At 64.6% G+C, this 17,668-nt stretch carries 17 protein-coding genes and 1 pseudogene; 10 read left to right on the top strand and 8 right to left on the bottom strand.

The window, feature by feature from the left end; translation table 11 throughout:
- Positions 1-62: 62 nt before the first annotated feature.
- Genes HAP41_RS16935 through rfaD form a run of 3 tightly spaced genes read right to left on the bottom strand, consistent with a single transcriptional unit; the run spans position 63 to position 3,833 of the window.
- The gene (locus tag HAP41_RS16935) at positions 63-1,358 is read right to left on the bottom strand and encodes an O-antigen ligase family protein (protein ID WP_166099485.1); all 1,296 of its coding nucleotides are present in this window, start codon (positions 1,356-1,358) and stop codon (positions 63-65) included.
- Positions 1,355-2,839 carry a D-glycero-beta-D-manno-heptose-7-phosphate kinase gene (gene rfaE1 / locus HAP41_RS16930; protein ID WP_166099498.1) on the bottom strand — a complete coding sequence of 495 codons (1,485 nt, stop codon included), beginning with the start codon at positions 2,837-2,839 and terminating at the stop codon, positions 1,355-1,357. The genes HAP41_RS16935 and rfaE1 overlap by 4 nt, the downstream gene beginning before the upstream one ends.
- 13 nt (positions 2,840-2,852) lie before the next feature.
- Positions 2,853-3,833, bottom strand: coding sequence for an ADP-glyceromanno-heptose 6-epimerase (gene rfaD / locus HAP41_RS16925; protein WP_166099514.1), 981 nt, complete (start codon positions 3,831-3,833; stop codon positions 2,853-2,855).
- Between the two features lie 173 nt (positions 3,834-4,006).
- Between rfaD and waaF the strand changes: the two genes are divergently transcribed.
- From waaF to HAP41_RS16910, 3 genes are all read left to right on the top strand, one after another.
- Positions 4,007-5,056 (top strand): lipopolysaccharide heptosyltransferase II, encoded by a 1,050-nt coding sequence (waaF, locus tag HAP41_RS16920; RefSeq protein ID WP_166099517.1) that lies wholly within the window; start codon positions 4,007-4,009, stop codon positions 5,054-5,056.
- 253 nt (positions 5,057-5,309) lie between these two features.
- Positions 5,310-5,609 carry a hypothetical protein gene (locus tag HAP41_RS16915; protein WP_166099523.1) on the top strand — a complete coding sequence of 100 codons (300 nt, stop codon included), beginning with the start codon at positions 5,310-5,312 and terminating at the stop codon, positions 5,607-5,609.
- Between the two features lie 282 nt (positions 5,610-5,891).
- The gene (locus tag HAP41_RS16910; RefSeq protein WP_166099525.1) at positions 5,892-6,290 is read left to right on the top strand and encodes a hypothetical protein; all 399 of its coding nucleotides are present in this window, start codon (positions 5,892-5,894) and stop codon (positions 6,288-6,290) included.
- Between the two features lie 219 nt (positions 6,291-6,509).
- On the opposite strand, the gene HAP41_RS16905 is transcribed toward HAP41_RS16910, so the two are convergent.
- Positions 6,510-7,547: a glycosyltransferase family 4 protein gene (locus tag HAP41_RS16905; protein ID WP_166099529.1), complete on the bottom strand. Its 1,038-nt coding sequence runs from the start codon at positions 7,545-7,547 to the stop codon at positions 6,510-6,512.
- A gap of 126 nt (positions 7,548-7,673) precedes the next feature.
- Between HAP41_RS16905 and galE the strand changes: the two genes are divergently transcribed.
- The 3 genes from galE to HAP41_RS16890 all read left to right on the top strand — a co-directional run bounded on the left by galE (position 7,674) and on the right by HAP41_RS16890 (position 11,347).
- Positions 7,674-8,687 (top strand): UDP-glucose 4-epimerase GalE, encoded by a 1,014-nt coding sequence (gene galE / locus HAP41_RS16900; RefSeq protein WP_028153516.1) that lies wholly within the window; start codon positions 7,674-7,676, stop codon positions 8,685-8,687.
- 118 nt (positions 8,688-8,805) lie between these two features.
- Positions 8,806-10,608: an ABC transporter ATP-binding protein gene (locus tag HAP41_RS16895; protein ID WP_166099532.1), complete on the top strand. Its 1,803-nt coding sequence runs from the start codon at positions 8,806-8,808 to the stop codon at positions 10,606-10,608.
- Between the two features lie 37 nt (positions 10,609-10,645).
- Positions 10,646-11,347, top strand: coding sequence for a fumarylacetoacetate hydrolase family protein (locus HAP41_RS16890; protein WP_166099535.1), 702 nt, complete (start codon positions 10,646-10,648; stop codon positions 11,345-11,347).
- Between the two features lie 57 nt (positions 11,348-11,404).
- On the opposite strand, the gene HAP41_RS16885 is transcribed toward HAP41_RS16890, so the two are convergent.
- On the bottom strand, positions 11,405-11,863 hold the full coding sequence (locus HAP41_RS16885) for a YybH family protein (protein WP_166099539.1): 459 nt from the start codon (positions 11,861-11,863) through the stop codon (positions 11,405-11,407).
- Positions 11,864-11,994: 131 nt separating this feature from the next.
- Here HAP41_RS16885 and HAP41_RS16880 point away from each other — a divergent pair.
- Both HAP41_RS16880 and HAP41_RS16875 read left to right on the top strand, forming a co-directional pair.
- Positions 11,995-12,806: pseudogene (locus tag HAP41_RS16880) on the top strand (amino acid kinase family protein).
- A 13-nt stretch (positions 12,807-12,819) separates the two neighbouring features.
- Positions 12,820-13,647 carry an amino acid kinase family protein gene (locus HAP41_RS16875; RefSeq protein WP_166099543.1) on the top strand — a complete coding sequence of 276 codons (828 nt, stop codon included), beginning with the start codon at positions 12,820-12,822 and terminating at the stop codon, positions 13,645-13,647.
- A gap of 64 nt (positions 13,648-13,711) precedes the next feature.
- Here HAP41_RS16875 and HAP41_RS16870 read toward each other — a convergent pair whose 3' ends face one another.
- A complete protein-coding gene (locus tag HAP41_RS16870; protein ID WP_166099546.1) occupies positions 13,712-14,641 on the bottom strand; it encodes an aspartyl/asparaginyl beta-hydroxylase domain-containing protein in 930 nt (309 codons plus the stop codon).
- A gap of 243 nt (positions 14,642-14,884) precedes the next feature.
- Here HAP41_RS16870 and HAP41_RS16865 point away from each other — a divergent pair, with 243 nt between their 5' ends.
- A complete protein-coding gene (locus HAP41_RS16865; protein ID WP_208070480.1) occupies positions 14,885-15,493 on the top strand; it encodes a hypothetical protein in 609 nt (202 codons plus the stop codon).
- 16 nt (positions 15,494-15,509) lie between these two features.
- Here the strand turns inward: HAP41_RS16865 and HAP41_RS16860 are convergent, their stop codons facing one another.
- Entirely contained in the window at positions 15,510-15,665 is a 156-nt protein-coding gene (locus tag HAP41_RS16860; protein WP_014493894.1) for a hypothetical protein, read from the bottom strand.
- Positions 15,666-15,818: 153 nt separating this feature from the next.
- On the bottom strand, positions 15,819-16,742 hold the full coding sequence (locus HAP41_RS16855; protein ID WP_166099557.1) for a LysR family transcriptional regulator: 924 nt from the start codon (positions 16,740-16,742) through the stop codon (positions 15,819-15,821).
- Between the two features lie 213 nt (positions 16,743-16,955).
- Here HAP41_RS16855 and HAP41_RS16850 point away from each other — a divergent pair, with 213 nt between their 5' ends.
- The gene (locus HAP41_RS16850; protein ID WP_166099560.1) at positions 16,956-17,666 is read left to right on the top strand and encodes an SDR family NAD(P)-dependent oxidoreductase; all 711 of its coding nucleotides are present in this window, start codon (positions 16,956-16,958) and stop codon (positions 17,664-17,666) included.
- The last annotated feature ends 2 nt before the right edge of the window (positions 17,667-17,668 follow it).

Genomic DNA, 17,668 nt, shown 5'->3' with positions numbered 1-17,668 from the left:
CCGCGCTGATAGCCCATCTCGACAAGACTTGCCAGTACAAGACTTGCCAGCCGCGCGGCCGTTCAGGAACCAGCTTCCCCCACCTTCGCATCGACGCGTCTGGCCCGGATCACCATGCCGCCGGCAACGCCGACGCCGATGACATACATCCAGCCCTCGTGGAAGTCGAACAGATGGGAGTTGAACAGCGAGGTGAAGACGTTCTGCACCACGACCAGTAGGCCAACCCAATAGGCCAGCCCATCGCCGCGGAACAACAGGAGATGCAGGATCCAGGTCGCGTAGAGAACGGCGATGCCGATAACGCCCCATTGCACGGCGACATTGAGCGTCTGGTTATGCGGATTGCCGATCACCTCGGCGGAGGCCTGGTAGCCGCTGCCGGTCTTGACCTGCTCGAACAATCCACGCGTCGAACCGGTGCCGTGCCCCTTGATCGGCGCCTCCGCGAAGAAGCCGAGCGATTTCCGCCAGAATTCGAGCCGCAGGCCCAGCGAGGTCGGCTCGCCCTTTTCGACATAGCGCGTGTAGTCGCTGGCGAAGGTGTCCGCGGTCTTGCGCAATTGCGGCGAGGCCTGCCAGGCGAGAGCGGCGCCGGCGAGCAGAGCGGCCGAGATGATCGCGATGCTGCGCCAGCGCAGGTGCAGCAGTGCGAACACGCCGAACATGATCGGAACGGTGACCAGCGCGGTGCGCGACACCACCACGAAGGCCATGTTGACGAAGAAGCTCAGAGCCAGCGCGATCAATAGCCCCGCGAACCAATAGCGCTTCTCGCGCAGCAGCATCACGATGGGATAGGCGAGCGCGACCGCGCACAGCGCGAATTCCTGGCTCTGGTCGATGTAGTTCTTGACGAAGATGCCGCGCTCAAGCTGATCGGGCTTGAGCGTCAGGTTGGGATAGAAGGCCACCAGCCACGACATCACCGAGAGCAGCGCGCAGGACACCAGGAACGCGATGAACATCCAGTGCCCGCGCGGCGAGCGCTCGAAATGATAGAGGAAGACCGGCAGCACGAGCAGCTTGACGGTCGGATTGACCGCATAGAGACGCGCGCCCCAGGCCGCATCCGACCACAGCGTGCCCACCAGCGCGAGCAGGACGAGCGCGATCGGCGCGGCTGCGATCGGGCGCTTCAGCGATTGCAGGAATGCGCGGACGTCGAGAAACGGCACCATGCAGAGTAGGAACACAGCGTTGAAGATCGCCGTGAGCGAGGTCGACCAGGGCAGCGACGCCACGGTCAGGATTGCGAACAGGTCGGCCGTCTCGTACCACGCCGCCGGGCTGCGAAAGCGCCGCCACAGCGTCTGGCCGGTCGTCTCCCGGGCGAGCGTCGTCGCTTGGTCCGTCACTTGCCCCCTCCCCGCGCGCGATGGACCAGCGCGGTCGTGCTGAAGCCCTGGAGGATGTCGACCAGCACGACGGCCCCGCCGGCGGCTTCGACGACCTCGTGGCCGACCACCTGCTCGCGGGTGTAGTCGCCGCCCTTCACCAGCGCGCTCGGCTTGATCCGGGTGATCAAATCGATCGGCGTATCCTCCTCGAAGATGACGACGAGATCGACGGCTTCGAGCGCCGCGAGCACTTCCGCACGCGCCCGCTCGTCCTGAACCGGGCGATCGGCGCCCTTCAGCCGCCGCACCGAGGCATCGCTGTTGAGGCCGACGATCAGGCGATCGCAGGCTCCGCGCGCCGCGGTCAACACCTTGACGTGGCCGGGATGCAGGATGTCGAAGCAGCCATTGGTGAAGCCGACGCGCAGGTCCTGCCGGCGCCATTCCGCGAGCTGTGCGTCGAGCGCATCAGGCTCGAGCACGATCTTCTCCTCGGCCGCGAGATAGGCATGCGGCAGGATCTTCCGCCGCAGCTCGGCCGCGCTCACGCTGGCCGTGCCTTGCTTGCCGACGGCGACGGCAGCGGCCGCATTGGCCATCCGCAACGCCGTGTCCCAGTCCGCACCCGCCGCGAGCGACACCGCAAGCGCGGCGGCGACGGTGTCACCGGCGCCGGAGACGTCGCGCACCTGCACGGGGGCAGCCGGAACATGAACGGCTTCGCCATTGCGCGGCACCAGCGTCATGCCGTGCTCGCCTTGCGTGACCAGGATCGCCTCGCAATCGGCGAGCCGCATCACGTCCTCGCTGGCATCGACGATGCTCTGCGGCGTGTCGGCGCGGCTGCGGGTCGCCTCCGAAAATTCCTTGCGATTGGGCGTGAGCAGCGTGGCGCCGCGATAGATCGCCCAGTTCAGGCTCTTGGGATCGACGATCACGGGCTTGCCGAGCGTTCGCGCGGCGTCGATGGTGTGGCGGATCACCCGCGCGGTCAGTACGCCCTTGGCGTAGTCGGAGAGCAGCACGATGTCGGCGCGCGCGATCTGCGGCAGGATTGCGTCGATCAGCCTGGTCTCGATGTCGTCGGAGGCAGGCACCGCCTGCTCCCAATCCGCGCGCAGCATATGCGTGGAAAAATGCTCGGAGACGAAGCGGACTTTTCGCGTGGTCGGCCGCGACGGATCGCACACCAGCGCGCTTTCGATGCTGTCCTGCTCATCGAGCGCGGCCTTGAGCCGTGCACCGGCATCGTCCTCGCCGACGAGGCCGACGAAGATGCAGCGCGCGCCGAGGGACGCGATATTGCGCGCGACGTTTCCGGCGCCGCCGATATGGATCTCGCTGCGCTGGGCGGCGATCACAGGCGCCGGTGCTTCCGGCGAGATCCGCGACACCTCGCCATAGACGAACTCGTCCAGCATGATGTCGCCGATGCACAGCACCGTACGGCCTGAGATGGCTTGCGCGAGGGCGTCGAAATCGAGAATGGGCGTCGGCATGGTCCTTGAAGCCTCAGCGGAAGCGGTCTGGCCGGTCGAGATAATCGCCGACATAGGCTTTCACCGCATCCTCGAGCGTCGTGAAGCCGCCGTTATAGCCGGCGCGGTGCAGGCGATCGACCTCGCTCTGGGTGAAGTATTGATAGCTGCTGCGGATCTGCTCGGGCATGTTGACATATTCGATGTTGGGCCTGGTGCCGAGCGCGGCATAGGCAGCGAGCATCAGATCCCTGAAGCTGCGCGCCTTGCCAGTACCGACGTTGAAGAGACCGGACACCGACGGCGTCGCCAGCAGCCACATGACGACGCGGACGACGTCGTCGACATAGATGAAGTCGCGGCGCTGATCGCCGTCGGCAATGCCCTCGCGGTGCGACTTGAACAATTGCACGACACGGCCGGCCCTCACGTCGTCGAAGCGGCGCGCCAGCACGCTCATCATCGAGCCCTTGTGGTATTCGTTGGGGCCGAACACGTTGAAGAATTTCAGTCCGGCCCATTGCGGCGGCAGCTTGTCGCCGCGCGCGACGCGCTCGGCGACGGCGAGATCGAACAGGTGCTTGCTCCAGCCGTAGAGATTCATCGGCCGCAGTTTCTTCAGCGCGGGCAGCGAGGCGTCGTCGTCAAAGCCTGCATCGCCGTCGCCATAGGTCGCCGCCGAGGACGCGTAGATGAGCGGCACCGCATTCGCCGTGCTCCAGTCGAGCAGGCGCATCGACAGGCGGAAATTGGTCTCGATCACGAGGTCGCCGTCGGTCGCGGTGGTCTCGGAAATCGCCCCGAGATGGATCACGGCATCGAGCTTGCGGCCCTCTAGCCAGTCGAGCAACTCCGCCGGCGGGACGATATCCACAAGCTGGCGCTTGGCGAGGTTCCGCCATTTGCCGTCGCTGCCGAGCAGGTCGCAGACCACGACGTCGCTGCGGCCGGCCTCATTCAGCGCAGCCACGACATTCGATCCGATAAAACCGGCCCCGCCGGTCACCAGCAACATTCCACCTACCCTGCCCAGGTTTTGCCCTGCCCGATTTCACGGCCCAGTCCTGCCCTAGCGCATGATCCACCAAAGTGTAAGCGGTTTTGGATCGGGCGCTGTCCCGGCTTTACCTGCCGCCCCGGAGCGGGTAACCGAACCGCCACATCAGCACGTTCCGGTCCTATTAACGAATGAACCAAGATTCGCAATTTGATCGAGATGCAGATCGGAGCGACACACGCCCGATCCTGATCATCCCCTATATGTGGATCGGCGATTTCGTCCGGAATCACACCGTTGTCCGGGTCCTGAACGAACGCTGGCCCAACCGGCCGGTCGATCTCCTGACCACCTCCCTCTGCGCCCCCCTGGTCGATTACATGCCCGGCGTGCGCGATGGCATCATGTGGGACCTGCCGCGCAGCCAGCTCGCCGTAGGCCGCCAGCTCGGCCTGGCGAAGCTCCTGCGCGAGCGGAATTACGGGACAGCTCTGGTGCTGCCCCGGACCTGGAAGGCGGCCATCGCGCCCGCGCTGGCCGGGATTCCGGAAAGGGTCGGCTTCGTAGGCGAGTTCCGGTTCGGCCTACTCAACCGCTGGCGCTGGGGCGAGAAGAAGCTGCCCCGCTTCATCGACAAGAACGCCGCCCTGGCCCAACCCGATGGCGCCCCCCTGCCCGCGGAATGGCCGGTGCCGCAATTGCGGGTCCCGGCCGAGGACGTCGTCCGCTGGCGGCAGGCAAATGGCCTCAGCGCCGAGGCGGCGGTCGCGCTGGCTCCCGGCTCAGTCGGCGTCTCAAAGCGCTGGACCTATTATCCGGAGGCTGCCCGCTTGCTGGCCGAGCGCGGGCTGGAGGTCTGGGTGGTTGGCGGCCCCGCCGAAAAGGGCCTCGCCCAGGAGATCGTCGCCGCCGGCGGTCCGGGCGTGCGGGACCTCACCGGCACCGATCTGCGCAAGGGCGTCCTTGCCATGGCCGCGGCCGGCGTCGCCATCTCCAATGATTCCGGCCTGATGCATATCGCAGCCGCGCTCGGCACACCCACCATGGGCATCTTCGGCCCGACCAGCCCCTATCTCTGGGCCCCCCTCAACGGCCTCGCCGCGACCGTGGTCCAGGACAAGAGCGTGCTCTCATGCCAGCCCTGCCAGAGCACGATCTGCAAGATGAACGACCACCGCTGCATGCGGGATATCGCGGCTTCCGAGGTCGTGGCGATCGCGCAGCGGGTGCTCGGAGTGTGAACTCATTGACGCCATGCGTTGGTCGGGCAACTGGCAGCGAATCCAACAGCAGGTCTTTCCGTCCGCCAGCTTTAGTCAGTGACGTTGTCAGTTCATTCGCGGGATAAGGCTGCGTCGCTGCCGCTTGTGAGGGCTGAACCAAGATCACGTCGACAAGACGAATCTTCATCGAGATTCGAACAAGAGGTTCGCTCCTCAAACGTCGCTCGATTCATGCCTCTTGGACATTTTACACAGTTATGGAGGTAGCCCCATGCCGATCGTTCAATTCACTCGCTTCAAGACCGACAAGCCCGAGGAAATGATCAAGATCGTCAGGCAGGCGAAGAAAATCTTTGAGAAACACGGCGCCGAATTTCTTCGGCTCTCCCGCTTCCACACTGGCCAGTGGGCAGGAGAGTTGCTGGTTGCGACGCGCTATTCCAATTGGGAAGTTTACGGCAAAGTGCAGGAAGCCGTGGCAAACGACCCGGAGTTCGCGCAAGTGCAGGCTGACGGAATGAAGATTTCCCAACTACAGGGCCGCAACATCGCCGATAGCATCGATCTCTAGCTGGGGCGCCGCCCCGCAAGCCACTCAAGCGCGGAGGCCGCCGGACAAATGCGGCGGCCTTTCCAGCTCTGACAGATCGCACTCGTCATCGCGCTACGCTGCGCTTTGCCTCAAGCAGACGAGCGCTCTGCAGAGCCTATTGACTTAGATCAACAACAGCTTCGCCAGTTCGCCGCACCCAAATACTGCTCAAGACCGATACGAAGGGGCGCGTCTTGCTGCGCCCCCATCGGCGCCGAAGAGGCTGATTTGGCAGTATTGACCATTTAGTCGGAGAGTTTCATGAGGACCTTCAATCCTTTGCTGACGTTGGTACTTCTCGTGACGCAATCGGCCTCGATTCAGGCTGCGGATTTGAACGGAGCTTGGACAATCGACGCCTCGGCCTGTGGCCAAATATTTACGAAAGAGAACAACAGGCTTGCCTTCAAGAAAGATGCTGATCTCCACGCGGGCGGTTTAATCGTCCAGGGAAGGCAAGTAACCGGCACATTTGAAAAATGCACGGTCAAATCGTTGCGCGATGACGGGCCGAATATGCGAATAATCGCGTCGTGCTCGGACGGCGTCGCGATTTCAGACGTCGCATTCGACCTGACATTCTCCGGAGAGAATAATATCACACTCAGCTCCAAGGAGCCGGTGCCAGTGCAAATGCCGTATGTGCGCTGCCCAATGTGAAGTCGACCGCGACGGTCTGAAGGAACCTGGATGGATGATCCGGGTATCGCAACTGCGGCCGATGATGACATCGTGCCGCTGTTTTGCCCGACGTGTCAAACGGCCTCGTAAAATCCGCAACGCATTGCACCGGCCGTCAACCCGTTGATTCCGCTGGCACCGGCTACTTTGCATGGGGTTGTTTTCGAGATTTTTGTTTGCTGTCGCGAAAACGGCAGTTCAGAGCAGCGGACGATAAACGTCACCGATCCGCGCCGCTTCGGCATCGAGGCTGAACTTCGCCAGCACCCGTGCCCGCCCCCGCGCGCCCATGGCGAGCGCGGCGTCCGGGTCGCGCATCAGCGGTTCGAGCGCGGCGGCCAACGCATCAGCGTCACCAGTCGGGATCAGCACACCTGTCGAGCCGTCCTCGACCACGAGCGCGGCCGCACCGGCGCGCGCGGCGACGAGCGCGCTGCCGGCCGCCATCGCCTCGATCAGCGTCAAACCAAAACCTTCGTTGCGCGAGGTGAAGGCGTAGATCGTCAGCCGCTGATACCAGCGCTGCACCGCTTCGATCGGCAGTTCACCGGTGATGACGATGCGCGACTGCAGGCCGACGGCCTCGATCCGCTTCCTCAGATCGTTCGCAAAGGGAGTCTGCTCCGGCGTGACTTGGCCGACGATGATTGCAGTGAAATCCGGATAGCGCGGCAGCAGGCGACACATCGCATCGACGAACACATCGGTGCCCTTCTGCGCGCGCACCCGGCCGAAACAGCCGATCGCGTAGCGGCCCGGCAGCGCGGCTTCCGCAAAGGCCGCGGCGCGATCGTTCGGCGGTGCATAAACGTCGGTGTCGACGCCGTGTGGGATCACCGTCGCCTTCACCTTCAGGAACGAGGCCGAGATGTCTGATGTCGCGATGATCGCGTCCATGCGCCGGATCAGCCAGCGCGTGATCCAGCTGTGATGCCGCTGCGCGGCCGACGTGAACACGAGTTTCAATGGCCAGCCGAGCGCGCGCAGGAGCACGCCCGCGATCATCTCGTTGTTGCGCCGCGCATGCCAGATCAATGGCGTCTTGCGGCCCCATAGTTTGAGGAAATCGGCAGCGCTTAGTCGCGAAATCCCCTCCGGCGCATCCGAGCCGAACCACGCCGCGCGATGGAGCTTTGCCAGCCGTGGCGCCACCATCCGGTTGGTCGCGGTGACCCCGGAATAGCGCCTGTGCAGATTTGGCACGATCACTTCCAGATCGCCGGGGGAATTCGCCACGTCATGCTCCGTTACGGAAGCCCCCTATACGCAACATTAAGCATAGTGACCAGTTCAGGGCTGCCGAAACCCCCTCTTCACCGCGCAAACGTTAACGTGGCGCGTTGATCGAAGACGGGTGAGATCATGACTGTGCTAGTCACCGGCGGCGCCGGCTATATCGGAAGTCACACGGTCCTGGCGCTGGCGGAAGCCGGCGAGGACGTCGTCGTGATCGACGATCTCTCCACCGGTTTTTCCGCCTATCTGCCCGAGGGCGTGCCGCTGTTCATTGGCGACGCCGGCGACGAGAACCTGGTCGAAGGCGTGATCGCCCAGCACAACATCGAGAGCATCATCCATTTCGCGGGCTCCGTCGTCGTGCCGGAGTCGATGCGCGATCCGCTCGGCTACTACCGCAACAACTTCATGACCGCGCGCAACCTGCTCAACGTCGCCGTCAAGCGCGGCATCAGCCGTTTCATCTTCTCCTCGACCGCGGCCGTCTACGGCAATCCGGACCTGGTACCGGTGCCCGAGCACGCGCCGACGCGGCCGCTGTCGCCCTACGGCTCGTCGAAGCTGATGACCGAGATCATGCTGCACGACGTCGCCGCCGCCTATGGCATGCAATACGTGACCTTGCGCTATTTCAACGTCGCCGGTGCCGATCCGCAGGCGCGCATCGGGCTGGCCACCGTCGGCGCCACGCATCTGCTCAAGATCGCCGTCGAGGCCGCGACCGGCCAGCGCGCCAAGATCGACGTGTTCGGCACCGACTATCCGACCCAGGACGGCAGCTGCATCCGGGACTTCATCCACGTCTCGGACCTCTCGCAGGCCCATCGCTCGGCACTCGCTTACCTGCGCAATGGCGGCGCCTCGACGACGCTCAATTGCGGCTATGGCCGCGGCTATTCGGTGCTGGAGACCATCGACGCCGTGCGCCGGGTTTCGGGGCGCAGCTTCGCCGTGCAATACGCCCCGCGCCGGCCCGGCGACATCATGACCATGGTCGCCGACACCAGCCGCATCCGCGGCCTGCTCGACTGGAAGCCGCAATACGACGACCTCGAGACCATCGCGGCCCACGCGCTGGCCTGGGAGGACAAGCTGTTCCGCGAGCGCCATGGCGAGCTCCGCCACGCCGTCTCGGCCTAGATTCCATCCCAGCGCAAGCCCTTAATTGGGCTTGAAAAGCGCGGCTTTAGCGGGCACAGAGGCCCTTCGATCCCTGACGCGCGGGCAGGCTTTTCCTTGCCCCGTCAATGGACACCGGATGGCCCAGTTTCCAAAGAAAATCACCGACGATCCCTATACGGCGGCAATCCTGATTCGCCGCCTGGTCACGGAACAGGGGATCATCTACTGGCGGCGTTACCTCGTCGCCTTCGCGCTGATGGCGCTTGCCGCCGGATCGACCGCGGGCGCGACCTACGTGCTCGGCCAGGTCATCAACCAGGCCTATGTCGACAAGAACATCCCGGGCATCGCGATGTTCTCGGGCATCACGGTGATCCTGCTGTTCATCAAGGGCGTAGCGACCTACGGCCACATGGTGATCCTGACCAAGATCTCCAACGCCATCCTCGCCACCAACCAGCGCCAGCTGTTCGCCAAGCTGATGCGCGAGAGCGTCGGCTTCTTCTCCGAACGGCATTCGTCTGAATTCCTGGCGCGGCTGACGGCCGGCGCCAAATCCATCACCGACGTGCTCAACATGCTGGTCAACGCCGTCGGGCGCGACCTCATGATGCTGCTCGCCATGATCGGCGTGATGGTGTGGCAGGACCCGGTGATGTCGTTCATCGGCCTCGTCGTGGTGCCGCCGGCGATGCTGGTGCTGCGCAAGCTGGTCAAGCGCATCAAGGGCCTCGCCTTCAACCAGTTCACCGGCACCGCCGACATCTTGGAGACGATGCAGGAATCGCTCCAGGGCATCCGCACGGTGAAGGCATTCACGCTCGAAGACACCATGCAGAAGCGCATCGACGAGAACATCGCGATCGTCGAGCGCAACGCCAACAAGATGGCCCGCGTCGCCAACCGCTCCAACCCGCTGATGGAGATGCTCGGCGGCTTCGCGGTCGCCGGCTGCCTGCTCTACGGCGGCTACAGCGTGGTTGCGCTCAACGCCACGCCCGGCGCGTTCTTCTCCTTCATGACCGCGTTCCTGATGGCGACCGAGCCGGCCAAGCGGCTGGCGCGGCTCAACATCGATCTGAACAGCCAGCTCGTCGGCGCGCGCATGTTGCTCGAGGTCGTCGACAGCCCGGCGAGCGAACATTCCGACGACGACAAGCCGGCGCTGAAGCTGTCCGAAGCGAAGATCGAGCTGCGCGATGTCAGCTTCTCTTACCGGACCGGCGAGACCGTCCTCAACCGCATGTCCTTCGTTGCCGAGCCCGGAAAAGTCACCGCGCTGGTCGGCCCCTCCGGCGGCGGCAAATCGACCGTGCTGGGGCTGCTGCTGCGCTTCTACGAGGTGACGCAAGGCGACATCGTGATCGACGGTCAGTCGATCGGCGCGATCTCGCGCAAATCGCTGCGCGCGCAGACCGCCTATGTCGGCCAGGACGTCTATCTCTTCCGCGACACCATCCGCAACAACATCGCCTTCGGCAAACCCGGCGCGACCGAAGAGCAAATCATTGATGCCGCGAAAGCCGCCTGCGCGCATGATTTCATTATGAGCTTCCCGCTCGGCTACGACACGCCGGTCGGCGAGCACGGCACGCAGCTTTCGGGTGGCCAGCGCCAGCGCATCGCGGTGGCACGCGCGCTGATCAAGAACGCGCCGATCATCCTGCTGGACGAGGCCACCGCCGCGCTCGATTCCGAGTCCGAGCGGCAGGTGCAGGAGGCGATCGAGCATCTCTGCCAGAACCGCACCACGATCGTGATCGCGCACCGCCTGCACACCATCATGCACGCGGATGCGATCCTGGTGGTCGAGGGCGGCGAGATCGTCGAGCAGGGCCGCCACGACGAATTGCTCCGCCGCTCGGGTCGCTACGCCTCGTTCTTCCGCCTGCAACATCACGACGCCGGCGCTCTGGCGCCGATCAGCGCAACCGCATAGAGTTCCTCATCAACCTCAAGAGCAGCGAGACAGCTCCATGAACGCCGCCTCCTACGTCATTCCGCTTCCACCCCAGGCTTCGCTTCCCGTCGTCGGAGAGAGCGGCCGTTACCCGGTGCGCCGCATCTGGTGCGTTGGCCGCAACTACCTCGAGCACATCCGCGAGATGGGCAACGACGAGCGCGCCCCGCCGTTCTTCTTCGCCAAGCACGCCGACATGCTGGTGCCCGACGGCGCCACCATTCCCTATCCGCCGCTGACCAAGGATCTACATCACGAGGTCGAGCTGATCGTCGCGATGAAGAGCGGCGGCCTCAACATCCCCGCCGACAAGGCGCTGGACCATGTCTACGGCTATGCCGTCGGCATCGACCTCACCCGCCGCGACCTCCAGATCGCCTCGCGCAAGAAGGAGCGCCCGTGGGAGATCGGCAAGTCGTTCGACGGCTCGGCCCCCTGCTCCGCAGTGCAGCCGGCCTCGAAGATCGGCCATCCCGCCAAGGGCAAGATCTGGCTGACGGTCAACGGCAAGGAAGCCCAGAAGGGCGATCTCACCGAGCTGATCTGGAACGTGCCCGAGATCATCTGGCAGCTCTCCCAGCAGGTGAAGCTCGCCGCCGGCGACATCATCATGACGGGCACGCCGGCCGGCGTGTCGCAGCTCCAGCCCGGCGACAAGCTCGAATGCGGCGTCGACGGCGTCGGCACGATGAAGGTCTCGATCGGCCAGCCGGAATAGGCTGAACGATATCTGGAAATCGAAAGGCCCCGGACATGTCCGGGGCCTTTTGCATTTCTACCAGGCCTTCACCGGCCGATTGGCGTGGCTCGCCTGCGGCACACCGCGATTGAGCGACATGTGCGAATGCACGCACAGCCAACCATCAGCACTTCTGGAAAACACCATCGTCGCCCGACCCGGCCGCGGAAACGAACTGCCATCGGGATGATAGCCCGTGCTCGCCCACGGCGCGATCACCGTCGCCATCGTGCCGTCGGGAGATGCCAGGATCGAGACCTGGTCGAGGACGAAGCGGAAGTCAGTCGTCCTCGGCCAGACGTTGTTCCATTGGGACGAAACCCATTGGTCGAGGCCCGGGATGACATCGTTATGCGTGCCGAAGGCGAGCACGTCCGGATGGAAGAGCGGCCGCGCCGAAGCGTAGTCGACCTCACGGACATAGCCTGAGAAGGTATCCAACCACTCGCGGAAGAATTGCACGATCTCGGTGTTCGCAAGTGGCAACGGGGCCATTGCCTGCTCCATGTTTGGCCGCTAAATCGCGGCCACCTTGTTGCCATGGACTGAAGTGTGCGGCAAGATTCGCGGTCGAGGCTGAAGGGTCCGCCGCAGAGACTGCATCAGAAAACGAGAGGATGTCTCGGATGTCGAACACGATCACGGAGCTCGAGGGGCTGCTGATGCAGCGCTCGCTCACCGACCCACAGCTTGTGGCCGCAGCGGAAAAGGCAGCGGACTTCCGCATCCTGCCGGAAGCCACGGTCATCAAGATCGGCGGTCAGAGCATGATCGATCGTGGCAGTGCCGCGGTCTATCCGGTCGTCGAGGAGATCGTCGCCGCCCGCAAGGCGCACAAGCTGTTGATCGGCACCGGTGCCGGTACCCGTGCGCGGCATCTGTATTCGATCGCTGCCGGGCTCCGCCTGCCCGCCGGCGTGCTGTCGCAGCTCGGGGCTTCCGTCGCCGACCAGAACGCCGCGATGCTCGGGCAGCTGCTGGCCAAGCACGGCATCTCCGCCGTCTCCAGTGCCGGGCTGTCGTCCGTGCCGCTGTTCCTCGCCGAAGTGAATGCGGTGATCTTCAGCGGCATGCCGCCCTATAGCCTGTGGATGCGGCCTGCGGCCGAGGGCGTGATTCCGCCCTACCGACCGACGCCGGATGCTTCCTCGTCGCCGAGCAGTTCGGCTGCAAGGCGATGATCTATGTGAAAGACGAGAACGGCCTCTACACCGCGAACCCCAAGACGTCGAAAAACGCCACCTTCATCCCGAAGATCTCGGTGGCGGAGATGAAGGCCAAGGGCCTGCAGGATTCGATCCTGGAATTCCCGGTGCTCGATCTGCTCAACGCCTCGCGCCATGTCCGGCAGGTGCAGATCATCAACGGCCTCGTCCCCGGCAATCTCACCCGCGCGCTCGCGGGCGAGCACGTCGGCACCATCATCACCGCGAGCTGAAGAGAGCACCGTCATGGCTGATACCAACCAGATCAAGCACGTCGCCTCGCCGCTCGCGCGCCAGACTCTGCTCGACAGCGATCTCACCCGCCCCGTTGCCGGCAACCGCCCGATCAAGCTGCTGCCCTGGCTGCAGGTCATCAAGATCGGCGGCCGCATCATGGACCGCGGTCACGAAGCGATCCTCCCGCTCGTCGACGAGCTGCGGTCGCTCTTGCCGGAGCATCGCCTGCTCATCCTGACCGGCGCCGGCATCCGCGCCCGCCATCTCTACAGCGTCGGCCTCGACCTCGGCCTTCCCGTGGGTTCGCTCGCACCACTCGCCGCCAGCGAGGCCGGCCAGAACGGCCACATCCTGGCAAGCCTGCTCGCGCCGGAGGGTGTCTCCTACATCGAGCATCCCACCATCGCGAGCCAGCTCGCCATCCACCTCCAGGCGGCGCGCGCTGTCGTCGGCAGCGCGTTCCCGCCCTACCACCATCATGAATTCCCGACCGCGCGCATCCCGCTGCATCGGGCCGATACCGGCGCCTTCCTGCTCGCCGACGCGCTTGGCGCTGCCGGGCTCACGATCGTGGAGGACGTTGACGGCGTCTACACGACCGATCCCAATGGCGCGGATGGCAAGAAGGCCGAGCTGCTGAAAGAGATGAGCTTTGCCGAGCTTGCGAAGCTGAAGGGTACGCTGCCGTTCGATCCGGCGCTGCTCGAGGTGATGGCCAACGCGCGGCACATCACGCGCGTGCAGGTCGTCAACGGTCTCGTTCCCGGCCGGATCGCGGCGGCGCTGCGCGGGCAGCATGTGGGGTCGATCATCAACACTGGCGCGAAGCCGGTGTGAGGCCGCAGCAACGTCCGCAAAAACAAACCCCGGAGCGTTGCTCCGGGGTTTTTCGTAGGGCGGTCTAGCGCAGCGTCGACATCACGATGAGACCGAGGATCAGCGCCGTCAGCGAATATTTCAGCGTGTAGTAGACGTTGCGGTTCCACTCCTTGACCTTGCGGCTGCCGAGATGGATCTCATAGAGCTTGCCGAACACCTTGTTGAGCACGCCAACGCTCTCGCCGTCCACGTTCTGGGTCGCCGAGGCCTTGACGATGTGATGGCTGACCCAGCGGTTGATCGCGGTCATGAAGCCGTACTTCATCGGGCGCTCGACGTCGCAGAACAGGATGATGCGGTTGACGTCGGTCGCATTCTCCGCGCTGTGGATGAAGGTCTCGTCGAACATGAAGGCCTCGCCGTCGCGCCAGACGCATTCGACGCCGTCGACGAGGATGCGGCACTTGTTCGAGTTCGGTGTGACGAGCCCCAGGTGATAGCGCAGCGAGCCGGCGAAGGGATCGCGGTGCGCGCCGAGCTTGCCGCCCGGCGGTAGCATCGCGAACATCGCGCCGTGCACGCTCGGGATCGCGTTGAGCAGCTCCACCGTCTTCGGGCACAGCGTGCGCGCCGAGGGCAGGAAGTCGTCGTACCATTTCAAGTAAAAGCGCTTCCAGCCGCTCTTGAAGAACGAGTAGAAGCCCCAGTCGTTGTTCTTCGCGGCGGCCCGAATGAAGCCTTCGTCGAACAGGCGCACGGCCTCGTCGCGAATGGTCTCCCAATTCTCGCTGAGCGGCTTCAGCTCCGGAAACTGCTCGACCGGGATCACCGGGCTGTTCGGTACGGCCGAGCCCGCATACATCAGCACGTTGTAGGGCGCGAGATAGGTCGAGTGATCGCCGAGCTGGCGCGCAAAGCGCAGCCGCTGCTTGCCGCGGAAGTGAACGTAAATGGTCGAAGCCGCGAGCACATAGAGAATGACAAGTTGCGGCGCAAAAAGCTGTTTCAGCATTTCCCCAAATCCCGAGTGACCCAGCCGGGGACGTGATCTACTCCGACCCGGCCCGAGCTGCAAGATATTGGCGTGCATCCTGAGGCTGTTCCGCAGGTTGTGATTGGGCCGTCCCGAGCCGCGCCGCGCACAATTTGAAATCGTAGCTGACCCGCCGCCAATCCCCGCGTTGCGGTCGGTTTGCGGCGTGCTATCCTGGTTCCAGGGTTGGAAAATCGGGGTGCGCTGGGGATGTGGCGGTCGTTGGCGGGCTCCGCGCTCGCGCTGGTTCTGCTTGGAATATTCGCACCCGTGAACGGCCAAGGCACTTCGCCGTCACCCCAAGGCGGCAAGCCTCCGGATCCGGAGCTGCGCGGCCAGTGGCTACGGGTCGGGCAGACATTCGCCTGCAAGGTCGAAGCCGGTAAGCGCATCACCCCGCCCGATCCCGACGTGCTTAGCTTTGCCTGCCAGCGCATGGGCGCGCTCGGCGTCGGCATCTCGGAGACCTCGCTCAAGGCCGTGCTCGGCGAGCCGCACCGCAGGCTGCCGCAACCGAACAACGCGACGGCCTATGTCTACTTCCTCGGCAAGACCGGCGAGTTTCCCTATCTTGCCGCCATCGTGAAAGCGAACCGCACCGTCGCGCTCCAGATCAGCGGCGAGGCACCGGTCGCCGCCTACAGCTTCAACCGGGTCAATCTCGGCGACAGCACCGACAAACTGATGGCGCAGTTCGGCGGCCCATTCCACGTCGGGCCTAGCGGGCTGGAGAAGACGGAGCTCTGGACGTACGAGCCATGGCCCTTCTCATTCGAGGTGCGGCAGGACCGCGTCACCTCGATCCGGATCAGCGATCCGACCATCAAGTAGATTCGATTGTGTTCGATCAAGCCCGCGACAGCGCCTGGAGACCCTTGAAGGTCAGGCGCTTCGGGTCGGTGACGCCGGCGAGATAGAGCCGACGGATGAAGGCGATGACGGCGTCGCGGTCGCAATCGGTCAGCGCGACGACGGCGTCGACCGCAATCTTCTGGGCTTCCATTGGGCTCACCTCGGCCTTGCGAGTAACCCCGGCCCAGACAGGCTAGGGCTCATCCGTTAAATCGGCGTTAACCGTTCTGGAACCATCGCCGATTCAGCCCGGCGGCCGTATACGCAAAACAACGCATTGGCAGTCGCTGTGCGGCCGCAATGTCTAGCGTGCACCGAGGCTCTTCTTGAGCTGCGCAAAGTGCTTCTTCAGCCGGGGCACGGCGAAGTCGGTGAAGGCCCGTACCTTCGGCACCGCGAGCCGGCCCTGCGGGCAGATCAGATGCGCGGGCATCTCCGGATCCTCATCGTCGGCCAGCACGATCTCGAGCTCGCCGCGCGCGACCTGCTCGGCCACCTGGTACGAATACATCCGCGCCACGCCGCGCCCGGCGACCGCGGACGCCACCGCCGCATAGGTGCTGTTGACGACGAGCCGCGGCGTGAACTGGACTGTCCTGGCTGCCGATGAGCCGGCCGGTGGCGCAAAGGTCCAGGAATTGGGAAGGTGCGCCATCGCCACGATCTGGTGCTTGGCGAGATCGCCGGGTTCAGCGATGCGCGGGTGCTGCTTCAGGTAGCGCGGCGCAGCCACCACGACGCGGCTGATCTCGCCGACCCGCATCGCCACCATCGCCGAATCCGCGAGAGGCCCGATGCGAAGCGCGATGTCGACGCCCTCCTCGATCAGATTGACCGAACGGTCGAACAGCAGGAGCTTCGCCGACACCGTCGGATAGGCATCGAGAAATGCATCGAGGATCGGCCGCAGCACCATCTCGCCCGAGACCACCGGCGCCGTGATCGCGAGCAGGCCGCGGGGCGCCGTGCGCGGTCCGGCCACGATGTCGTCGGCCTCCTCCAGCTCGGTGAGCACGCGACGGCAGATCGCAACATAGCGCTCGCCCTCCTCGCTCAGCTTGATCGATCGCGTCGTCCGGTGCAGCAGCTCGGCGCCGACCCGCTCCTCCAGGAAGGCGATGGCGCGGCTGACCGCCGCCGGCGAGCGGCCGAGCTTGCGTCCTGCGGCGGCCAAGCTGCCCTCGTCCACCGCAAGGACGAACACCTTCATCGCATCCAGACGATCCATGCCGACCCGTCGCCCCATCAAATTCCAGTGACAAGCTAGGCGCTCGCCCCCGCCGCGACAACCGCCGCCAAAGGCCGGTCCGGCATTCGTTCGCACCACGTAACAGTGTCTGCCGGACAACGTGTATTCGCAGCCGGGCCGCCGCGGCGTACCTCAGTACGCGAGCCAGCCGCTGCTGGCGCAGGTTCTGAAAGCCAACAACAGGAGTCAGCCATGGGTATCGAGCAGAAGGTCGCCATCATCACCGGTGCATCGCAGGGCATCGGCGCCGCCCTGGTCCAGGGTTTTCGCGATCGCAACTATCGCGTCGTCGCAACGGCGCGGTCCATCAAGCCGTCGGGCGACGATGACATCCTCGCCGTTCCCGGCGATATCGCCGACCGGGCCACCGCGGAACGCGTGGTCTCGCAGGCCGTCGCGCGCTTCGGCCGCGTCGACACGCTGGTCAACAATGCCGGCATCTTCGTCGCAAAGCCGTTCACGCAGTACACGGCCGAGGACTATGCGGCGGTGATGGGCACCAACGTTGCGGGCTTTTTCCACATCACGCAGCTCGCCATTGCGGAGATGGAGAAGCAGGGTTCGGGTCACGTCGTCCAGATCACGACCACCCTGGCCGATCAGGCCAATTCGAACGTGCCGTCGGTGCTGGCCTCGCTGAGCAAGGGCGGGCTGAACGCCGCGACCAAGTCGCTCGCGGTCGAATACGCCAGGCGCGGCATCCGCGTGAACGCGGTGGCGCCCGGCATCATCAAGTCGCCGATGCATCCCGTTGCGACGCATGCCCAGCTCGGCGCGCTGCATCCGGTCGGCCACATGGGCGAGATGTCCGACATCGTTGGCGCCGTGCTCTATCTCGAGCAGGCAAGCTTCGTAACCGGCGAGATCCTTCACGTCGACGGCGGCCAGAGCGCCGGCCACTGAGC

The organism is Bradyrhizobium barranii subsp. apii, assembly GCF_011516635.5.
GTDB lineage: Bacteria > Pseudomonadota > Alphaproteobacteria > Rhizobiales > Xanthobacteraceae > Bradyrhizobium > Bradyrhizobium barranii.
Note: the sequence above shows the minus strand (reverse complement) of the source record. Positions and strands in the feature narration are given on the sequence as shown.